The 14,412-nt window shown below is 62.3% G+C and carries 12 protein-coding genes; 7 read left to right on the forward strand and 5 right to left on the reverse strand.

Annotated features, from left to right (window positions below; all coding sequences use genetic code 11):
* The first annotated feature begins 137 nt into the window (after positions 1-137).
* Positions 138-3,158 (forward strand): D-2-hydroxyglutarate dehydrogenase YdiJ, encoded by a 3,021-nt coding sequence (gene ydiJ / locus ABIB24_RS20230; RefSeq protein WP_274079346.1) that lies wholly within the window; start codon positions 138-140, stop codon positions 3,156-3,158.
* Between the two features lie 125 nt (positions 3,159-3,283).
* Here the strand turns inward: ydiJ and ABIB24_RS20235 are convergent, their stop codons facing one another.
* The 4 genes from ABIB24_RS20235 to phhA form a co-directional block, all read right to left on the reverse strand.
* Positions 3,284-4,471, reverse strand: a complete 1,188-nt coding sequence (locus ABIB24_RS20235) for an MFS transporter (RefSeq protein ID WP_025340131.1) — start codon at positions 4,469-4,471, stop codon at positions 3,284-3,286.
* A 91-nt stretch (positions 4,472-4,562) separates the two neighbouring features.
* Entirely contained in the window at positions 4,563-4,691 is a 129-nt protein-coding gene (locus ABIB24_RS20240) for a hypothetical protein (RefSeq protein ID WP_015271274.1), read from the reverse strand.
* 274 nt (positions 4,692-4,965) lie between these two features.
* Positions 4,966-5,322, reverse strand: a complete 357-nt coding sequence (locus ABIB24_RS20245; RefSeq protein ID WP_003254532.1) for a 4a-hydroxytetrahydrobiopterin dehydratase — start codon at positions 5,320-5,322, stop codon at positions 4,966-4,968.
* A 39-nt stretch (positions 5,323-5,361) separates the two neighbouring features.
* A complete protein-coding gene (gene phhA / locus ABIB24_RS20250; RefSeq protein WP_025340130.1) occupies positions 5,362-6,150 on the reverse strand; it encodes a phenylalanine 4-monooxygenase in 789 nt (262 codons plus the stop codon).
* 256 nt (positions 6,151-6,406) lie between these two features.
* Between phhA and ABIB24_RS20255 the strand changes: the two genes are divergently transcribed.
* A complete protein-coding gene (locus ABIB24_RS20255; protein ID WP_025340129.1) occupies positions 6,407-7,966 on the forward strand; it encodes a sigma-54-dependent phenylalanine hydroxylase transcriptional regulator PhhR in 1,560 nt (519 codons plus the stop codon).
* 141 nt (positions 7,967-8,107) lie between these two features.
* On the opposite strand, the gene ABIB24_RS20260 is transcribed toward ABIB24_RS20255, so the two are convergent.
* The gene (locus tag ABIB24_RS20260) at positions 8,108-8,362 is read right to left on the reverse strand and encodes a DUF2790 domain-containing protein (RefSeq protein WP_003260110.1); all 255 of its coding nucleotides are present in this window, start codon (positions 8,360-8,362) and stop codon (positions 8,108-8,110) included.
* A 398-nt stretch (positions 8,363-8,760) separates the two neighbouring features.
* Between ABIB24_RS20260 and acs the strand changes: the two genes are divergently transcribed.
* From acs to ABIB24_RS20285, 5 genes are all read left to right on the forward strand, one after another.
* The gene (gene acs, locus ABIB24_RS20265) at positions 8,761-10,722 is read left to right on the forward strand and encodes an acetate--CoA ligase (protein ID WP_015271271.1); all 1,962 of its coding nucleotides are present in this window, start codon (positions 8,761-8,763) and stop codon (positions 10,720-10,722) included.
* A 622-nt stretch (positions 10,723-11,344) separates the two neighbouring features.
* Complete coding sequence (gene aotJ / locus ABIB24_RS20270; RefSeq protein WP_075045965.1) at positions 11,345-12,130, forward strand: L-arginine-binding protein AotJ; 786 nt, start codon at positions 11,345-11,347, stop codon at positions 12,128-12,130.
* Between the two features lie 88 nt (positions 12,131-12,218).
* The gene (locus ABIB24_RS20275; RefSeq protein WP_354317095.1) at positions 12,219-12,908 is read left to right on the forward strand and encodes an ABC transporter permease; all 690 of its coding nucleotides are present in this window, start codon (positions 12,219-12,221) and stop codon (positions 12,906-12,908) included.
* On the forward strand, positions 12,905-13,603 hold the full coding sequence (locus ABIB24_RS20280) for an ABC transporter permease (protein WP_003260115.1): 699 nt from the start codon (positions 12,905-12,907) through the stop codon (positions 13,601-13,603). Before ABIB24_RS20275 ends, ABIB24_RS20280 begins: the two co-directional genes overlap by 4 nt.
* A 22-nt stretch (positions 13,604-13,625) precedes the next feature.
* On the forward strand, positions 13,626-14,390 hold the full coding sequence (locus ABIB24_RS20285) for an ABC transporter ATP-binding protein (protein WP_025340127.1): 765 nt from the start codon (positions 13,626-13,628) through the stop codon (positions 14,388-14,390).
* The last annotated feature ends 22 nt before the right edge of the window (positions 14,391-14,412 follow it).

Raw genomic sequence — 14,412 nt, forward strand, 5'->3', positions numbered from 1 at the left:
ATAGCGGCAGGATTATCCGTTTGCCCCTGAAGCGAAACTACAGGAACATTGGTCTGCACGTCACCTCCGCATGCCATCACCCATGCCGGAACGACAGGAATCCCGTGAATTAGCCAATATCAAGAGGCCATCCTTCGATGATCGCCCAGCTGCCGACCGTTGCCCCGAGCGCCAACTACCCCGAATTCCTCGAAGCCCTGCGCAACAGCGGCTTCCGTGGCCAGATCAGTGCCGACTACGGCACCCGCACGGTGCTGGCCACCGACAACTCGATCTACCAGCGCTTGCCACAGGCGGCGGTGTTCCCGCTGGACGCCGACGATGTGGCGCGGGTCGCCACGCTGATGGCCGAGGAGCGCTTCCAGCAGATCAAGCTGACCCCGCGCGGCGGTGGTACCGGCACCAACGGGCAGTCGCTGACCGACGGGATCGTCGTCGACCTGTCGCGGCACATGAACAAGATCCTCGAAATCAACGTCGAGGAGCGCTGGGCGCGGGTGCAGGCCGGTACCGTCAAGGACCAGCTCAACGCCGCGCTCAAGCCGCACGGGCTGTTCTTCGCCCCCGAGCTGTCCACCTCCAACCGTGCCACTGTCGGCGGCATGATCAACACCGATGCCAGCGGCCAGGGCAGCTGCACCTATGGCAAGACCCGCGACCACGTACTGGAGCTGCACAGCGTGCTGCTCGGTGGCGAGCGCCTGCACAGCCTGCCGATCGACGATGCCGCGCTGGAACAGGCCTGTGCCGCGCCTGGGCGGGTCGGCGAGGTGTACCGCATGGCGCGGGAAATCCAGGAAACCCAGGCCGACCTCATCGAAACCACCTTCCCCAAGCTCAACCGTTGCCTGACCGGCTACGACCTGGCGCACCTGCGCGACGAGCAGGGCCGCTTCAACCTCAACAGCGTGCTGTGCGGTGCCGAGGGCTCGCTGGGCTATGTGGTCGAAGCCAAGCTCAATGTGCTGCCGATCCCCAAGTACGCCGTGCTGGTCAACGTGCGTTACACCAGCTTCATGGATGCCCTGCGTGACGCCAACGCGCTGATGGCGCACAAGCCGCTGTCGATCGAGACCGTCGACTCCAAGGTACTGATGCTGGCGATGAAGGACATCGTCTGGCACAGCGTTGCCGAATACTTCCCGGCCGACCCCGAGCGCCCGACCCTGGGCATCAACCTGGTGGAGTTCTGCGGTGACGAGCCGGCCGAGGTCAATGCCAAGGTGCAAGCGTTCATCCAGCACCTGCAGAGCGACACCAGCGTCGAGCGCCTGGGCCATACCCTGGCCGAGGGTGCCGAGGCGGTGACCCGCGTCTACACCATGCGTAAACGTTCGGTGGGCCTGCTGGGCAACGTCGAGGGCGAAGTACGCCCGCAACCGTTCGTGGAAGACACCGCGGTACCGCCGGAGCAACTGGCCGACTACATCGCCGACTTCCGTGCACTGCTCGATGGCTACGGCCTGGCCTACGGCATGTTCGGCCACGTCGATGCCGGCGTGCTGCACGTGCGCCCGGCACTGGACATGAAGGACCCGGCCCAGGCCGCACTGGTCAAGCCGATTTCCGACGCCGTGGCGGCGCTGACCAAAAGCTATGGCGGCTTGCTGTGGGGCGAGCACGGCAAGGGCCTGCGTTCGGAATACGTGCCGGAGTATTTCGGCGAGCTGTACCCGGCGCTGCAGCGCCTGAAGGGCGCTTTCGACCCGCACAACCAGCTAAACCCGGGCAAGATCTGCACCCCGCCAGGCAGCGCCGAAGGCCTGACCAAGGTCGATGGCGTAACCCTGCGCGGCGACCTCGACCGCACCATCGACGAACGCGTGTGGCAGGACTTCCCTAGCGCCGTGCATTGCAACGGCAACGGCGCCTGCTACAACTACGACCCCAACGACGCCATGTGCCCGTCGTGGAAGGCCACCCGTGAGCGCCAGCATTCGCCCAAGGGCCGTGCTTCGCTGATGCGCGAATGGCTGCGCTTGCAGGGCGAGGCCAACATCGACGTGCTGGCGGCGGCGCGCAACAAGGTGTCGTGGCTCAAGGGCCTGCCGGCACGCCTGCGCAACAACCGTGCGCGCAGCCAGGGCCAGGAAGACTTCTCCCATGAGGTGTATGACGCCATGGCCGGCTGCCTGGCGTGCAAGTCGTGCGCCGGTCAGTGCCCGATCAAGGTCAACGTGCCGGACTTCCGCTCGCGCTTCCTCGAGCTGTACCACGGCCGCTACCAGCGCCCGCTGCGTGACTACCTGATCGGTTCGCTGGAGTTCACCATCCCGTACCTGGCCCACGCGCCAGGGCTGTACAACGCGGTGATGGGCTCGAAGTGGGTGAGCAAGCTGCTGGCCGACAAGGTCGGCATGGTCGACAGCCCGCTGATTAGCCGCTTCAACTTCCAGGCCACCCTGACCCGCTGCCGCGTCGGCGTGGCCAGCGTGCCGGCCCTGCGTGAACTGACCCCGGCCCAGCGCGAGCGCAGCATCGTGCTGGTGCAGGATGCCTTTACCCGTTACTTCGAGACACCGCTGCTGTCGGCCTTCATCGACCTGGCGCACCGCCTGGGCCACCGGGTGTTCCTGGCGCCGTACAGTGCCAACGGCAAGCCACTGCACGTTCAGGGCTTCCTCGGTGCGTTCGCCAAGGCGGCGATCCGCAATGCCACCCAGCTCAAGGCTTTGGCCGAGTGCGGCGTGCCGCTGGTGGGCCTGGACCCGGCAATGACCCTGGTGTATCGCCAGGAGTACCAGAAGGTGCCGGGCCTGGATGGCTGCCCGCAGGTGCTGTTGCCGCAGGAGTGGTTGATGGATGTGCTGCCGGAGCAGGCACCGACCGCGCCGGGCAATTTCCGCCTGATGGCGCACTGCACCGAGAAGACCAACGTGCCGGCCAGCACCAGGCAGTGGGAGCAGGTGTTCGCCCGCCTTGGCCTGAAGCTGGTGACCGAGGCGACTGGCTGCTGCGGTATGTCCGGTACCTATGGGCATGAGGCGCGTAACCAGGACACCTCGCGGACCATCTTCGAGCAGTCGTGGGCGACCAAGCTGGACAAGGAAGGCGAGCCGCTGGCGACCGGTTACTCGTGCCGCAGCCAGGTCAAGCGCATGACCGAGCGGCAGATGCGCCACCCGCTGGAAGTAGTGCTGCAGTACGCTCAGCGCTGACCTTCAGGGCCCCGGGGGCTGCCTTGCAGCCCATCGCGACACAAGGCCGCTCCTACAAGAGATCGCGTTTTTCTTGTAGGAGCGGCCTTGTGTCGCGAAAGGGGCGCAACGCGCCCCCCCTGTTTTTAAAGACCCCGCTGACGCCGCACCTGCCTGTACAGATACAGGCTCAACACCAGCCCGCAAGCCGCCGCCGCTGCCGCAAACAGAAACATCGAAGCAAACCCGAACCCCGCCGCCACCGCGCCCACCAGCGGCCCGGTCACCCCAAGCGACAAATCGATGAACAGCGAATAAGCCCCCACCGCCGCCCCGCGGTTGGCCGCCGACACCTGGTTCACCGCCTCCACCCCCAGTGCCGGGAACACCAGCGAGAAGCCGAACCCGCTCAGCGCGGCCCCCGCCAACGCCAGTTCGGCGCTGGGTGCCAGCCACAGCATCAGCAGCCCGAGCGTTTCCACCGACAGGCAGGCAATCGCCACCCGGAACCCGCCAAGCCGGTTGATCAGGTTGCCGAACAGCAGTCGCGCACTGATGAAGCTGGCGCCGAACAGGCTCAGCGTCAGTGCCGCATTGGCCCAGCCGCGGCTGGCGTAATACAAGGTGATGAAGGTGGCGATGGTGCCAAAGCCGATCGAGCCCAGGGCAAGCCCCGAGCCGTGCGGGAACACCTTGCCCAGCACCCGCAGGAACGGCAGGCGCACGCCACTGACGATCGGTGCGGCCTGTTTGGGCCAGGCCAGCAGCAACCCGAGCGCACACAGCAGGATGATGCTCACGCCCATGCTCCACAGGCCCAGGCTCTTGACCATCAGCACGCCCAGCGGAGCACCGATGGCCAGCGCGCCATAGCTGGCGATGCCATTCCAGGAAATGACCTTGGCGGTGTTTTCGGCACCTACGCGGCCAATGCCCCAGCCAATGGCACCGGAGCCCACCAGGCTTTCCGCACTGCCGAGTACCAGGCGGCCGACCAGCAGGCAGGCCAGGCTTAGCCAGGGAAGGTGGGTGAGGAAGGCGCAGGCCAGCATGAACACTCCGCTGAGCCCGCAGCCGACCAGGCCATACATGACTGCCTTCTTGCTGCCGTGGTTGTCGATGATGCGGCTGGCGGTGGGCCGGCTGAGCAGGGTGGCCAGGTACTGCACGCTGATCACCAGGCCCGCGACCACGGCACTGAAGCCCAGATCGTTGTGCACATAGCCGGGCAATACGGCCAGTGGGATGCCGATGTTCAGGTAGCCGATGAAGGTGAAGAGGACGATGGAGACGACTTGCAGGGTGACCGCAAGGGGGCGCGGTGAGTGGGGCATGAGGGCCTACGTGGGTTCTGGACGGTGTGAAAACGTGATGACGGGGGTAGCCCGCAGGTCAGCCGTTTTCACACAGTCGGGGGATGCGCGGTTATTCCTGGTCAGCGCTGGATTGATCGTCACCATCCTGCTCGACGGCAGCTGCCGGTTCGGCGTGAACGGTCACGGTTGGCTCTTCTGGGTTCAGGCTTGGGAAGGGAAGATTCGGGATTTCATGCATCTCGTCGTTCCTCGCAAGTGTGAGTGAAAAGTCTGCGCCAGGCGCGTTTGAAGCTTCGCAAAGCTGGGGCAGGATACACAAGTCTGGATGACAGTTTGGATTTTTTAGCGGTCGCTTGTCGGTTTTGCGGGCGAACAGCGGACATTTTTCCTGCAAAAAACTGGGGCCCCTGTGGGAGCGGGTTTACCCGCGAACACCGGCGAAGCCGGTGCCATGCACCGCGTTGTCTGCTTCGCGGGTGAACCCGCTCCCACAGGCTCCAGTTTCTCAGTGCTTACTTGCGACCTTCAGCCGTCTCCGCCACCTTGTCGGTGCGTGCGCACATGATGAAGTCATTGCGGTGCAGGCCTTTGATCGAGTGGCTCCACCAGGTCACGGTAACCTTGCCCCACTCGGTCAGCAGGCCCGGGTGGTGGCCTTCGGCCTCGGCGATCTCGCCCACGGCATTGGTAAACGCCAGGGCGTGCTTGAAGTTCTTGAACAGGAACACGCGCTCCAGCTCCATGTGGCCGTCACGTACTTCGATGTTCCAGTCCGGGATTTCGCGAATCAGCTCGGCCAGCTCTTCGTCGGTGACCTTTGGTGCGTCGGCGCGGCAGGCTTCGCAATGGGCTTGGTTCAAGGCATTCATGTGGTGTTTTCCGGTTCGAGTTGTTATCGGCAAGGTCGCTCAGGCAGCGACCTTGGGTGGAAACTTCGGTGCGTGCAGGCCCAGCTGCATGGCTTTGTGAACCATGCCCATGATGTCTTCGTGGGCCAGGTCGAACAGGCACTTCATGTTCGGCAGCACGAAATACAGCGGCTGCAGGATGTCGATGCGATACGGTGTGCGCATGGCCTCGATCGGGTCGAAGGCCTGGTGCTCGGGCTCGCCAGACAGACTGTAGACGGTCTCCTTAGGCGACGAGAGGATGCCGCCGCCATAGATCTTGCGGCCCTGCGCGGTTTCCATCAGGCCGAACTCGATGGTCATCCAGTACAGGCGCGCCAGGTACACGCGTTGTTCCTTGGTCGCGGCCAGGCCGAGCTTGCCGTAGGTATGGGTGAATTCGGCGAACCAGGGGTTGGTCAGCAGCGGGCAGTGGCCGAAGATCTCGTGGAAGATATCGGGCTCTTGCAGGTAGTCCAGCTCTTCCGGGGTACGGATGAAGGTGGCCACCGGGAAGCGCTTGCTGGCCAGCAGTTCGAAGAAGGTCTGGAAGGGGATCAGCGCAGGGACCCGGGCAACCTGCCAACCGGTGGTGGCGCCCAGCACCTTGTTGATCTCGCCCAATTGCGGAATACGGTCATGGGGCAGCTTGAGCTGGTCGATGCCGTCCAGGTATTCCTGGCACGCGCGGCCTTCGATCACTTTCAGCTGACGGGTGATCAGGGTGTTCCATACCGCATGCTCTTGCTGCGGGTAATCGATAAAACCATGCGCATCGGGCTCGCGTGCCACGTATTGCGTCTGTTTCATGTGGCTCTCCTGGTGAGGGCTTTTCTTGTTATGTGCAGGACATGCCTTAGGAATATCCCTTCGCTGGCCGCTTTGCACGGGGTGGGCCAGTGGGCGGGACCGGCATCCGGCGACGTTTTCGTAACGATAATTTTACAAAAAGGCGCAGGTGTCGGAAAATCCGAGGCATCTGGCTGAAGCTTCGGCTGTTTTTGTCAGCTTATCTTTACGACTTTTCCGCGCGGTGTTGAAAAACATTGGCGCTTCGAGAGCCCTCATGCGTATCAAAGTGCATTGCCAGAACCGTATTGGCATCCTGCGCGACATCCTCAACCTGCTGGTGGAGTACGGCATCAACGTGCTGCGCGGCGAGGTGGGCGGTGACCATGGCAACGCCATCTACCTGCATTGCCCGAACCTGATCAATCTGCAGTTCCAGGCGCTGCGGCCGAAGTTCGAGGCGATTGCCGGGGTATTCGGTGTCAAGCGCGTGGGGCTGATGCCCAGCGAGCGCCGGCACATGGAGCTGAATGCGCTGCTGGGGGCGCTGGACTTCCCGGTGTTGTCGATCGACATGGGCGGCAGCATCGTCGCTGCCAACCGGGCCGCTGCGCAGCTGCTGGGGGTGCGGGTGGACGAGGTGCCGGGCATGCCGCTGGCGCGCTATGTGGAGGACTTCGACCTGCCAGAGCTGGTGCGCGCCAACAAGTCACGCATCAACGGCCTGCGCATCAAGGTCAAGGGCGATGTGTTCCTGGCCGATATCGCGCCGCTGCAGTCCGAGCACGACGACAGCGAGGCGCTGGCTGGCGCGGTGTTGACCCTGCACCGCGCCGACCGTATCGGTGAGCGCATCTACAACGTGCGCAAGCAGGAGCTGCGCGGTTTCGACAGTATCTTCCAGAGTTCGCGGGTGATGGCTGCGGTGGTACGCGAGGCGCGGCGCATGGCGCCGCTGGACGCACCATTGCTGATCGAGGGCGAGACCGGCACCGGCAAGGAGTTGCTGGCGCGTGCCTGCCACTTGGCCAGCCCGCGCGGCCAGTCGCCGCTGATGGCGCTCAACTGCGCCGGGTTGCCCGAGTCGATGGCCGAGACCGAACTGTTCGGTTACGGGCCCGGGGCATTCGAAGGGGCGCGGGCCGAGGGCAAGCTGGGGCTGCTGGAGCTGACCGCCGGTGGCACGCTGTTCCTTGACGGGGTAGGGGAGATGAGCCCGCGCCTGCAGGTGAAGCTGCTGCGTTTTCTGCAGGATGGCTGTTTCCGTCGTGTCGGCAGCGATGAAGAGGTGTACCTGGATGTGCGGGTGATCTGCGCGACCCAGGTGGATTTGTCCGAATTGTGTGCCCGTGGCGAGTTTCGCCAGGACTTGTATCACCGGCTCAATGTGTTGTCGCTGCACATTCCGCCTTTGCGCGAATGCATGGATGGCCTGGAAGGGCTGGTGCAGCACTTTCTCGACCAGGCCAGCCGACAGATCGGCTGTGCCATGCCGCGCCTGGCGCCGGCGGCGATGGACAAACTTGGCCAATATCATTGGCCGGGTAATGTAAGGCAGTTGGAAAACGTGTTGTTCCAGGCGGTTTCGTTATGCGAAGGCGGCGTGGTCAAAAGTGAACATATACGTTTGCCGGATTACGGCGTGCGCCAACCGCTGGGTGAGTTTTCGCTGGATGGGGATCTTTCGCAGATTGTCGGGCGCTTTGAAAAAGCGGTGCTGGAAAGTTTGATGGGGGAATTCCCGAGTAGTCGGGCTTTAGGTAAAAGACTGGGTGTTTCGCATACGACTATTGCCAACAAGTTGAGGGATTATTCACTTGGCAAGTCTGCAGATTAATCCGCCTTTATAAAAGGTGGGACTGCTGCGCAGTCGTTTCGCGACACAAGGCCGCTCCTACAAAGGCCTGCGTACGCCTATCAATGTAGGAGCGGCCTTGTGTCGCGAAAGGGGCCCGCAGGGCCCCCAATTCACAAGGTATCAGCCGTTCGAGCAGCCGTTCCCCATCACGCGGTATTCGAGAATGTGCTTCTGGCCCTTGGAGTCCTCGTAGGTCATGCGGGCTGGCACGACTTCGCACACATTGGGCACTTCGCTCATGGAAATGACGCGGGCTATGTCCAGGTGCTGCGAGTAACTGTACTGTTCAACCGGAATCTGCTCGGCATCTTTGGCTTCGCCGGCCATCGCCGCGCCGCAAAGACTGCCAAGTACCAATACCAGTAAAGCTTTCATTTTCAATTTACCTGTCTAAGGTCGTGAGGGGGCACGCGGCGCTTATGGCGCCGCGAGTATTGCTAGTTTTAACTATCGGGTTTGGATGGGGATTAACGTTTGCCTTCGTGGGGGCTGTTACCAGTTGTTAATCGCCTTGCCGTTGCTGGCGAGGTGAATTTTATGGCTGGGGCCAAGGCCGAAACAGTGGGTCTTTTGATAAAGTGTTTTGACAGAATCTGTAACAATCCTCTGGTAAACGGCCCCATTTTTTCCTCGCCATGGCTGTAAGGTGCGTGCCAGAGCGCTTTGTCGGGACGGGCGTACCAAATTACTACCAACGTCGAATGGCTTTTGTCGCTCTGGTACAGTTACAAACGGTTCCATACAAAAACAACTATTACACCGAGGTAACACAGATGAGTGCGGCTCCACTGTATCCCGTTCGTCCCGAGGTTGCGGCCACCACCCTGACCGACGAGGCCACCTACAAGGCCATGTACCAGCAGTCGGTGATCAACCCGGACGGCTTCTGGCGCGAGCAGGCCCAGCGCATCGACTGGATCAAGCCGTTCACCAAGGTCAAGCAGACCTCCTTCGACGACCACCACGTCGATATCAAATGGTTCGCCGACGGCACTCTGAACGTTTCCTCCAACTGCCTGGACCGCCACCTCGAAGAGCGCGGCGACCAGCTGGCCATCATCTGGGAAGGCGACGACCCTTCCGAACACCGCAACATCACCTACCGCGAACTACACGAGCAGGTCTGCAAGTTCGCCAACGCCCTGCGTGGCCAGGATGTGCACCGGGGTGACGTGGTCACCATCTATATGCCGATGATCCCCGAGGCCGTGGTCGCCATGCTGGCCTGTGCCCGTATCGGTGCGATCCATTCGGTGGTGTTCGGCGGCTTCTCGCCCGAGGCGCTGGCCGGCCGTATCATCGACTGCAAGTCCAAGGTCGTGATTACCGCCGACGAAGGCGTGCGCGGTGGCCGGCGTACCCCGCTCAAGGCCAACGTCGACCTGGCGCTGACCAACCCTGAAACCAACAGCGTGCAGAAGATCATCGTGTGCAAGCGCACCGGTGGCGACATTGCCTGGCACCAGCACCGCGACATCTGGTACGAAGACCTGATGAAAGTCGCCTCCAGCCACTGCGCGCCAAAAGAGATGGGTGCCGAGGAAGCGCTGTTCATCCTTTATACCTCTGGTTCCACCGGCAAGCCGAAGGGCGTGCTGCACACCACTGGCGGCTACCTGGTATACGCCGCGCTGACCCATGAGCGCGTGTTCGACTATCGCCCGGGCGAGGTGTACTGGTGCACCGCCGACGTGGGTTGGGTCACCGGCCACAGCTACATCGTCTACGGCCCGCTGGCCAACGGCGCCACTACCTTGCTGTTCGAAGGCGTGCCGAACTACCCCGACATCACCCGCGTGTCGAAGATCGTCGACAAGCACAAGGTCAACATCCTGTACACCGCGCCAACCGCCATCCGCGCGATGATGGCCGAAGGGCAGGCTGCTGTTGAAGGTGCCGATGGCTCCAGCCTGCGCCTGCTGGGCTCGGTGGGTGAGCCGATCAACCCCGAAGCCTGGAACTGGTACTACAAGACCGTGGGCAAGGAGCGTTGCCCGATCGTCGACACCTGGTGGCAGACCGAGACCGGCGGCATCCTGATCAGCCCGCTGCCGGGCGCTACCGGCCTCAAGCCGGGCTCGGCAACCCGCCCGTTCTTCGGCGTGGTGCCGGCGCTGGTGGACAACCTGGGCAACCTGATCGAGGGTGCCGCCGAAGGCAACCTGGTGATCCTCGATTCCTGGCCGGGCCAGTCGCGTTCGCTGTACGGCGACCACGACCGTTTCGTCGATACCTACTTCAAGACCTTCCGTGGCATGTACTTCACCGGTGACGGTGCGCGCCGCGACGAGGATGGCTACTACTGGATCACCGGTCGCGTGGATGACGTGCTGAACGTGTCCGGTCACCGCATGGGTACTGCCGAGATCGAAAGTGCCATGGTGGCGCATGCGAAAGTGGCCGAGGCCGCGGTGGTGGGTGTGCCGCACGACATCAAGGGGCAGGGCATCTATGTGTATGTCACCCTCAACGCCGGTATCGAGGCCAGCGAGCAGCTGCGCCTGGAACTGAAGAACTGGGTGCGCAAGGAAATCGGCCCGATCGCCTCGCCGGATGTGATCCAGTGGGCGCCGGGGCTGCCGAAGACCCGGTCGGGCAAGATCATGCGCCGCATCCTGCGCAAGATTGCCACGGGTGAGTACGATGCCCTGGGCGATATCTCGACCCTGGCCGACCCGGGTGTGGTGCAGCACCTGATCGATACCCACAAGGCCATGAGCCTGGCTTCGGCCTGATAGTGGGGCTGGACGCGATCCGTTGTAGGAGCGGCCTTGCGTCGCGATGGGTCGCGAAGCGGCCCCAGGATTTCGGCTTCACAGCCTGAATTGCCGGGGTCGCTTTGCGACCCATCGCGACACAAGGCCGCTCCTACAGGGGCGTATGCCGCCAACAAAACCCCGTCCGGGCAACCGGCGGGGTTTTTTGCTTTACTGTTACCCGACATTCATCGGTAACTGTTCTGTCACCGGCGCCGCACAATATCGGGGCGCCAGGAAACAAATCCGGCCCTGTTTCGGTGCGTTTTCGCAGCCTTTTTTGCGACACGGCACGCTGCACTTGCCGTAATACAAGGCTTTGCCAATAATAGGCCCGGGAATTGCTAGTACTATAGGTTCTATTTCTTGCGCTCTTGCATATTTTGCAATGGCTGTCAACATTGCCCGCTGCCGTTTCAAGCGCTTCTGTAAGTAGTTGTCGCTTTGAAGAAATATCGACTACCGGGCTGTCGTTAAAATGCCAATCACTCGCTCGTGGTCTGCGACCTTGGTCGAACCCTGCGCGGCTCGCGTTGTACCCATTCGCATATCGGGCAGCCGTTACCTGCCTTGTATTGCTCCGTACCGATGGAGTTACCTGATGAAGAAGCTCGCACTGCTTGGCGCCCTGGCGCTGTCCGTGTTTTCCCTGGTGTCGCAGGCCGATGAAAAACCGCTGAAAATCGGCATCGAAGCCGCTTACCCACCCTTCGCCTTCAAGCAGCCAGACGGCAGCATTGCCGGTTTTGACTACGACATCGGCAACGCCCTGTGCGAAGAGATGAAAGCCAAGTGCACCTGGGTCGAGCAGGAGTTCGACGGCCTGATCCCGGCGCTGAAAGTGCGCAAGATCGACGCCATCCTGTCGTCCATGTCGATCACCGAAGACCGCAAGAAATCGGTCGACTTCACCAAGCGCTACTACCTGACCCCGGCGCGCCTGGTGATGAAGGAAGGTACCGCCGTCAGCGACAGCCTGGATGAGCTCAAGGGCAAGAAGATTGGTGTGCAGCGCGGTTCGATCCACGACCGCTTCGCCAAGGAAGTACTGGGCGCCAAAGGTGCCACCGTGGTTCCTTACGGCACCCAGAACGAAATCTACCTGGACGTGGCAGCTGGTCGCCTCGATGGCACCGTGGCTGACGCCACCCTGCTGGAAGACGGCTTCCTCAAGACCGACGCCGGCAAGGGCTTCGCCTTCGTAGGCCCGTCCTTCACCGACGCCAAGTACTTCGGTGACGGCATCGGTATTGCCGTGCGCAAGGGTGACAAGGCCAACGTCGACCGCATCAACGCTGCCATCGATGCCATCCGTGCCAACGGCAAGTACAAAGAAATCGAGAAGAAGTACTTCAACTTCGATATCTACGGTCCAGACTCGAACTAAGACGTCGGGTTTCACCTGTGCAATGGTGCAAACAGCAGAGGCTCTGAGGTTTGCACCATTTTTCATTCTCTAGGTCGAGGACCTCATCATGTTGAAAGGCTACGGGGCAGTCATCCTCGACGGGGCGTGGCTGACGCTTCAGCTCGCCCTGTCGTCGATGGCCCTGGCCATCGTGCTCGGCCTGATCGGTGTGGCGCTGCGCTTGTCGCCGGTGCGCTGGGTGGCCTGGCTGGGCGATCTGTATTCCACGGTGATTCGTGGTATTCCGGACCTGGTCCTGATCCTGCTGATCTTCTACGGCGGGCAGGACATCATCAACCGCGTTGCGCCGCTGCTCGGTTATGAAGACTACATCGACCTGAATCCGCTGATCGCGGGTATCGGTACCCTGGGCTTCATCTTTGGTGCCTACCTGTCGGAAACCTTCCGCGGTGCGTTCCTCGGTATTCCGAAAGGCCAGGCCGAAGCGGGCGTGGCGTATGGCATGAGCAACCGCCAGGTGTTCTTCCGCATCCAGGTGCCGCAAATGATTCGCCTGGCGATCCCGGGCTTCACCAACAACTGGCTGGTGCTGACCAAGGCCACCGCGCTGATTTCGGTAGTGGGCCTGCAGGACATGATGTTCAAGGCCAAGCAGGCGGCCGACGCCACCCGCGAGCCTTTCACCTTCTTCCTGGCGGTGGCGGCCCTGTACCTGGTGCTGACCAGCATCTCGCTGCTGGCCCTGAAGTATCTCGAGCGCCGCTACTCGGTGGGCGTCAAGGTGGCTGAACTATGATCTTCGACTACAACGTCGTCTGGGAGGCATTGCCGATGTACTTCGGCGGCCTGCTGACCACCCTCAAGCTGCTGGCGATTTCGCTGTTCTTCGGGCTGCTGGCGGCCATTCCGCTGGGCCTGATGCGGGTGTCCAAGCAGCCAGCGGTCAATCTCGTGGCGTGGCTGTACACCTACGTGATCCGCGGCACGCCGATGCTGGTGCAGCTGTTCCTGATCTACTACGGCCTGGCGCAGTTCGAGGCGGTGCGCGAAAGCTTCCTGTGGCCGCTGCTGTCCAGCGCTACCTTCTGCGCCTGCCTGGCGTTCGGCATCAACACCAGTGCCTACACCGCCGAAATCATCGCCGGCAGCCTCAAGGCCACGCCGCATGGCGAAATCGAGGCGGCCAAGGCCATGGGCATGTCGCGCATGAAGATGTACCGGCGCATCCTGCTGCCGTCGGCCCTGCGCCGGGCGCTGCCGCAGTACAGCAACGAAGTGATCATGATGCTGCAGACCACCAGCCTGGCGTCGATCGTCACCCTGATCGACATCACTGGCGCTGCGCGCACGGTCAATGCCCAGTACTACCTGCCTTTCGAGGCCTATATCACGGCGGGCGTGTTCTACCTGTGCCTGACCTTCATCCTGGTGCGCCTGTTCAAGATGGCCGAACGCCGCTGGCTCGGCTACCTGGCGCCGCGCAAGCACTGACCGCTTTGTGAGAATCGACAGCATGTACAAACTCGAAGTCCAAGACCTGCACAAGCGCTACGGCAGCCATGAAGTGCTCAAGGGCGTGTCCCTGTCGGCCAAGGCAGGCGATGTCATCAGCATCATCGGCTCCAGCGGTTCGGGCAAGTCGACCTTCCTGCGCTGCATCAACCTGCTGGAGCAACCGCACGCCGGCAAGATCCTGCTCAACAACGAAGAGTTGAAGCTGGTACCGGGCAAGGACGGCGCGCTCAAGGCCGCCGACCCGCGTCAGCTGCAGCGCATGCGCTCGCGCCTGTCGATGGTTTTCCAGCACTTCAACCTGTGGTCGCACATGACCGCGCTGGAAAACATCATCGAAGCGCCGGTGCACGTGCTGGGCGTGAACCGCAAGGAAGCCCTGGAAAAGGCCGAGCACTATCTGGCCAAGGTGGGTGTCGCTCATCGCAAGGACGCTTTCCCGGGGCACATGTCCGGCGGCGAGCAGCAGCGTGTGGCAATTGCCCGGGCGCTGGCCATGGAGCCGGAGGTCATGCTGTTCGACGAGCCGACCTCGGCGCTGGACCCGGAACTGGTGGGCGATGTGCTCAAGGTGATGCAGGCGCTGGCCCAGGAAGGCCGCACCATGGTGGTGGTGACCCACGAAATGGGCTTTGCCCGTGAGGTGTCCAACCAGCTGGTGTTCCTGCACAAGGGCCTGGTGGAAGAAACCGGCTGCCCGCGTGAAGTGCTGGCCAACCCGCAGTCGGAGCGCCTGAAGCAGTTCCTCTCCGGCAGCCTGAAGTAAAAACTGCAATTTTGCACCAGAA

The organism is Pseudomonas sp. UYEF17 (genome assembly GCF_040546125.1).
Lineage (GTDB): Bacteria > Pseudomonadota > Gammaproteobacteria > Pseudomonadales > Pseudomonadaceae > Aquipseudomonas > Aquipseudomonas putida_Z.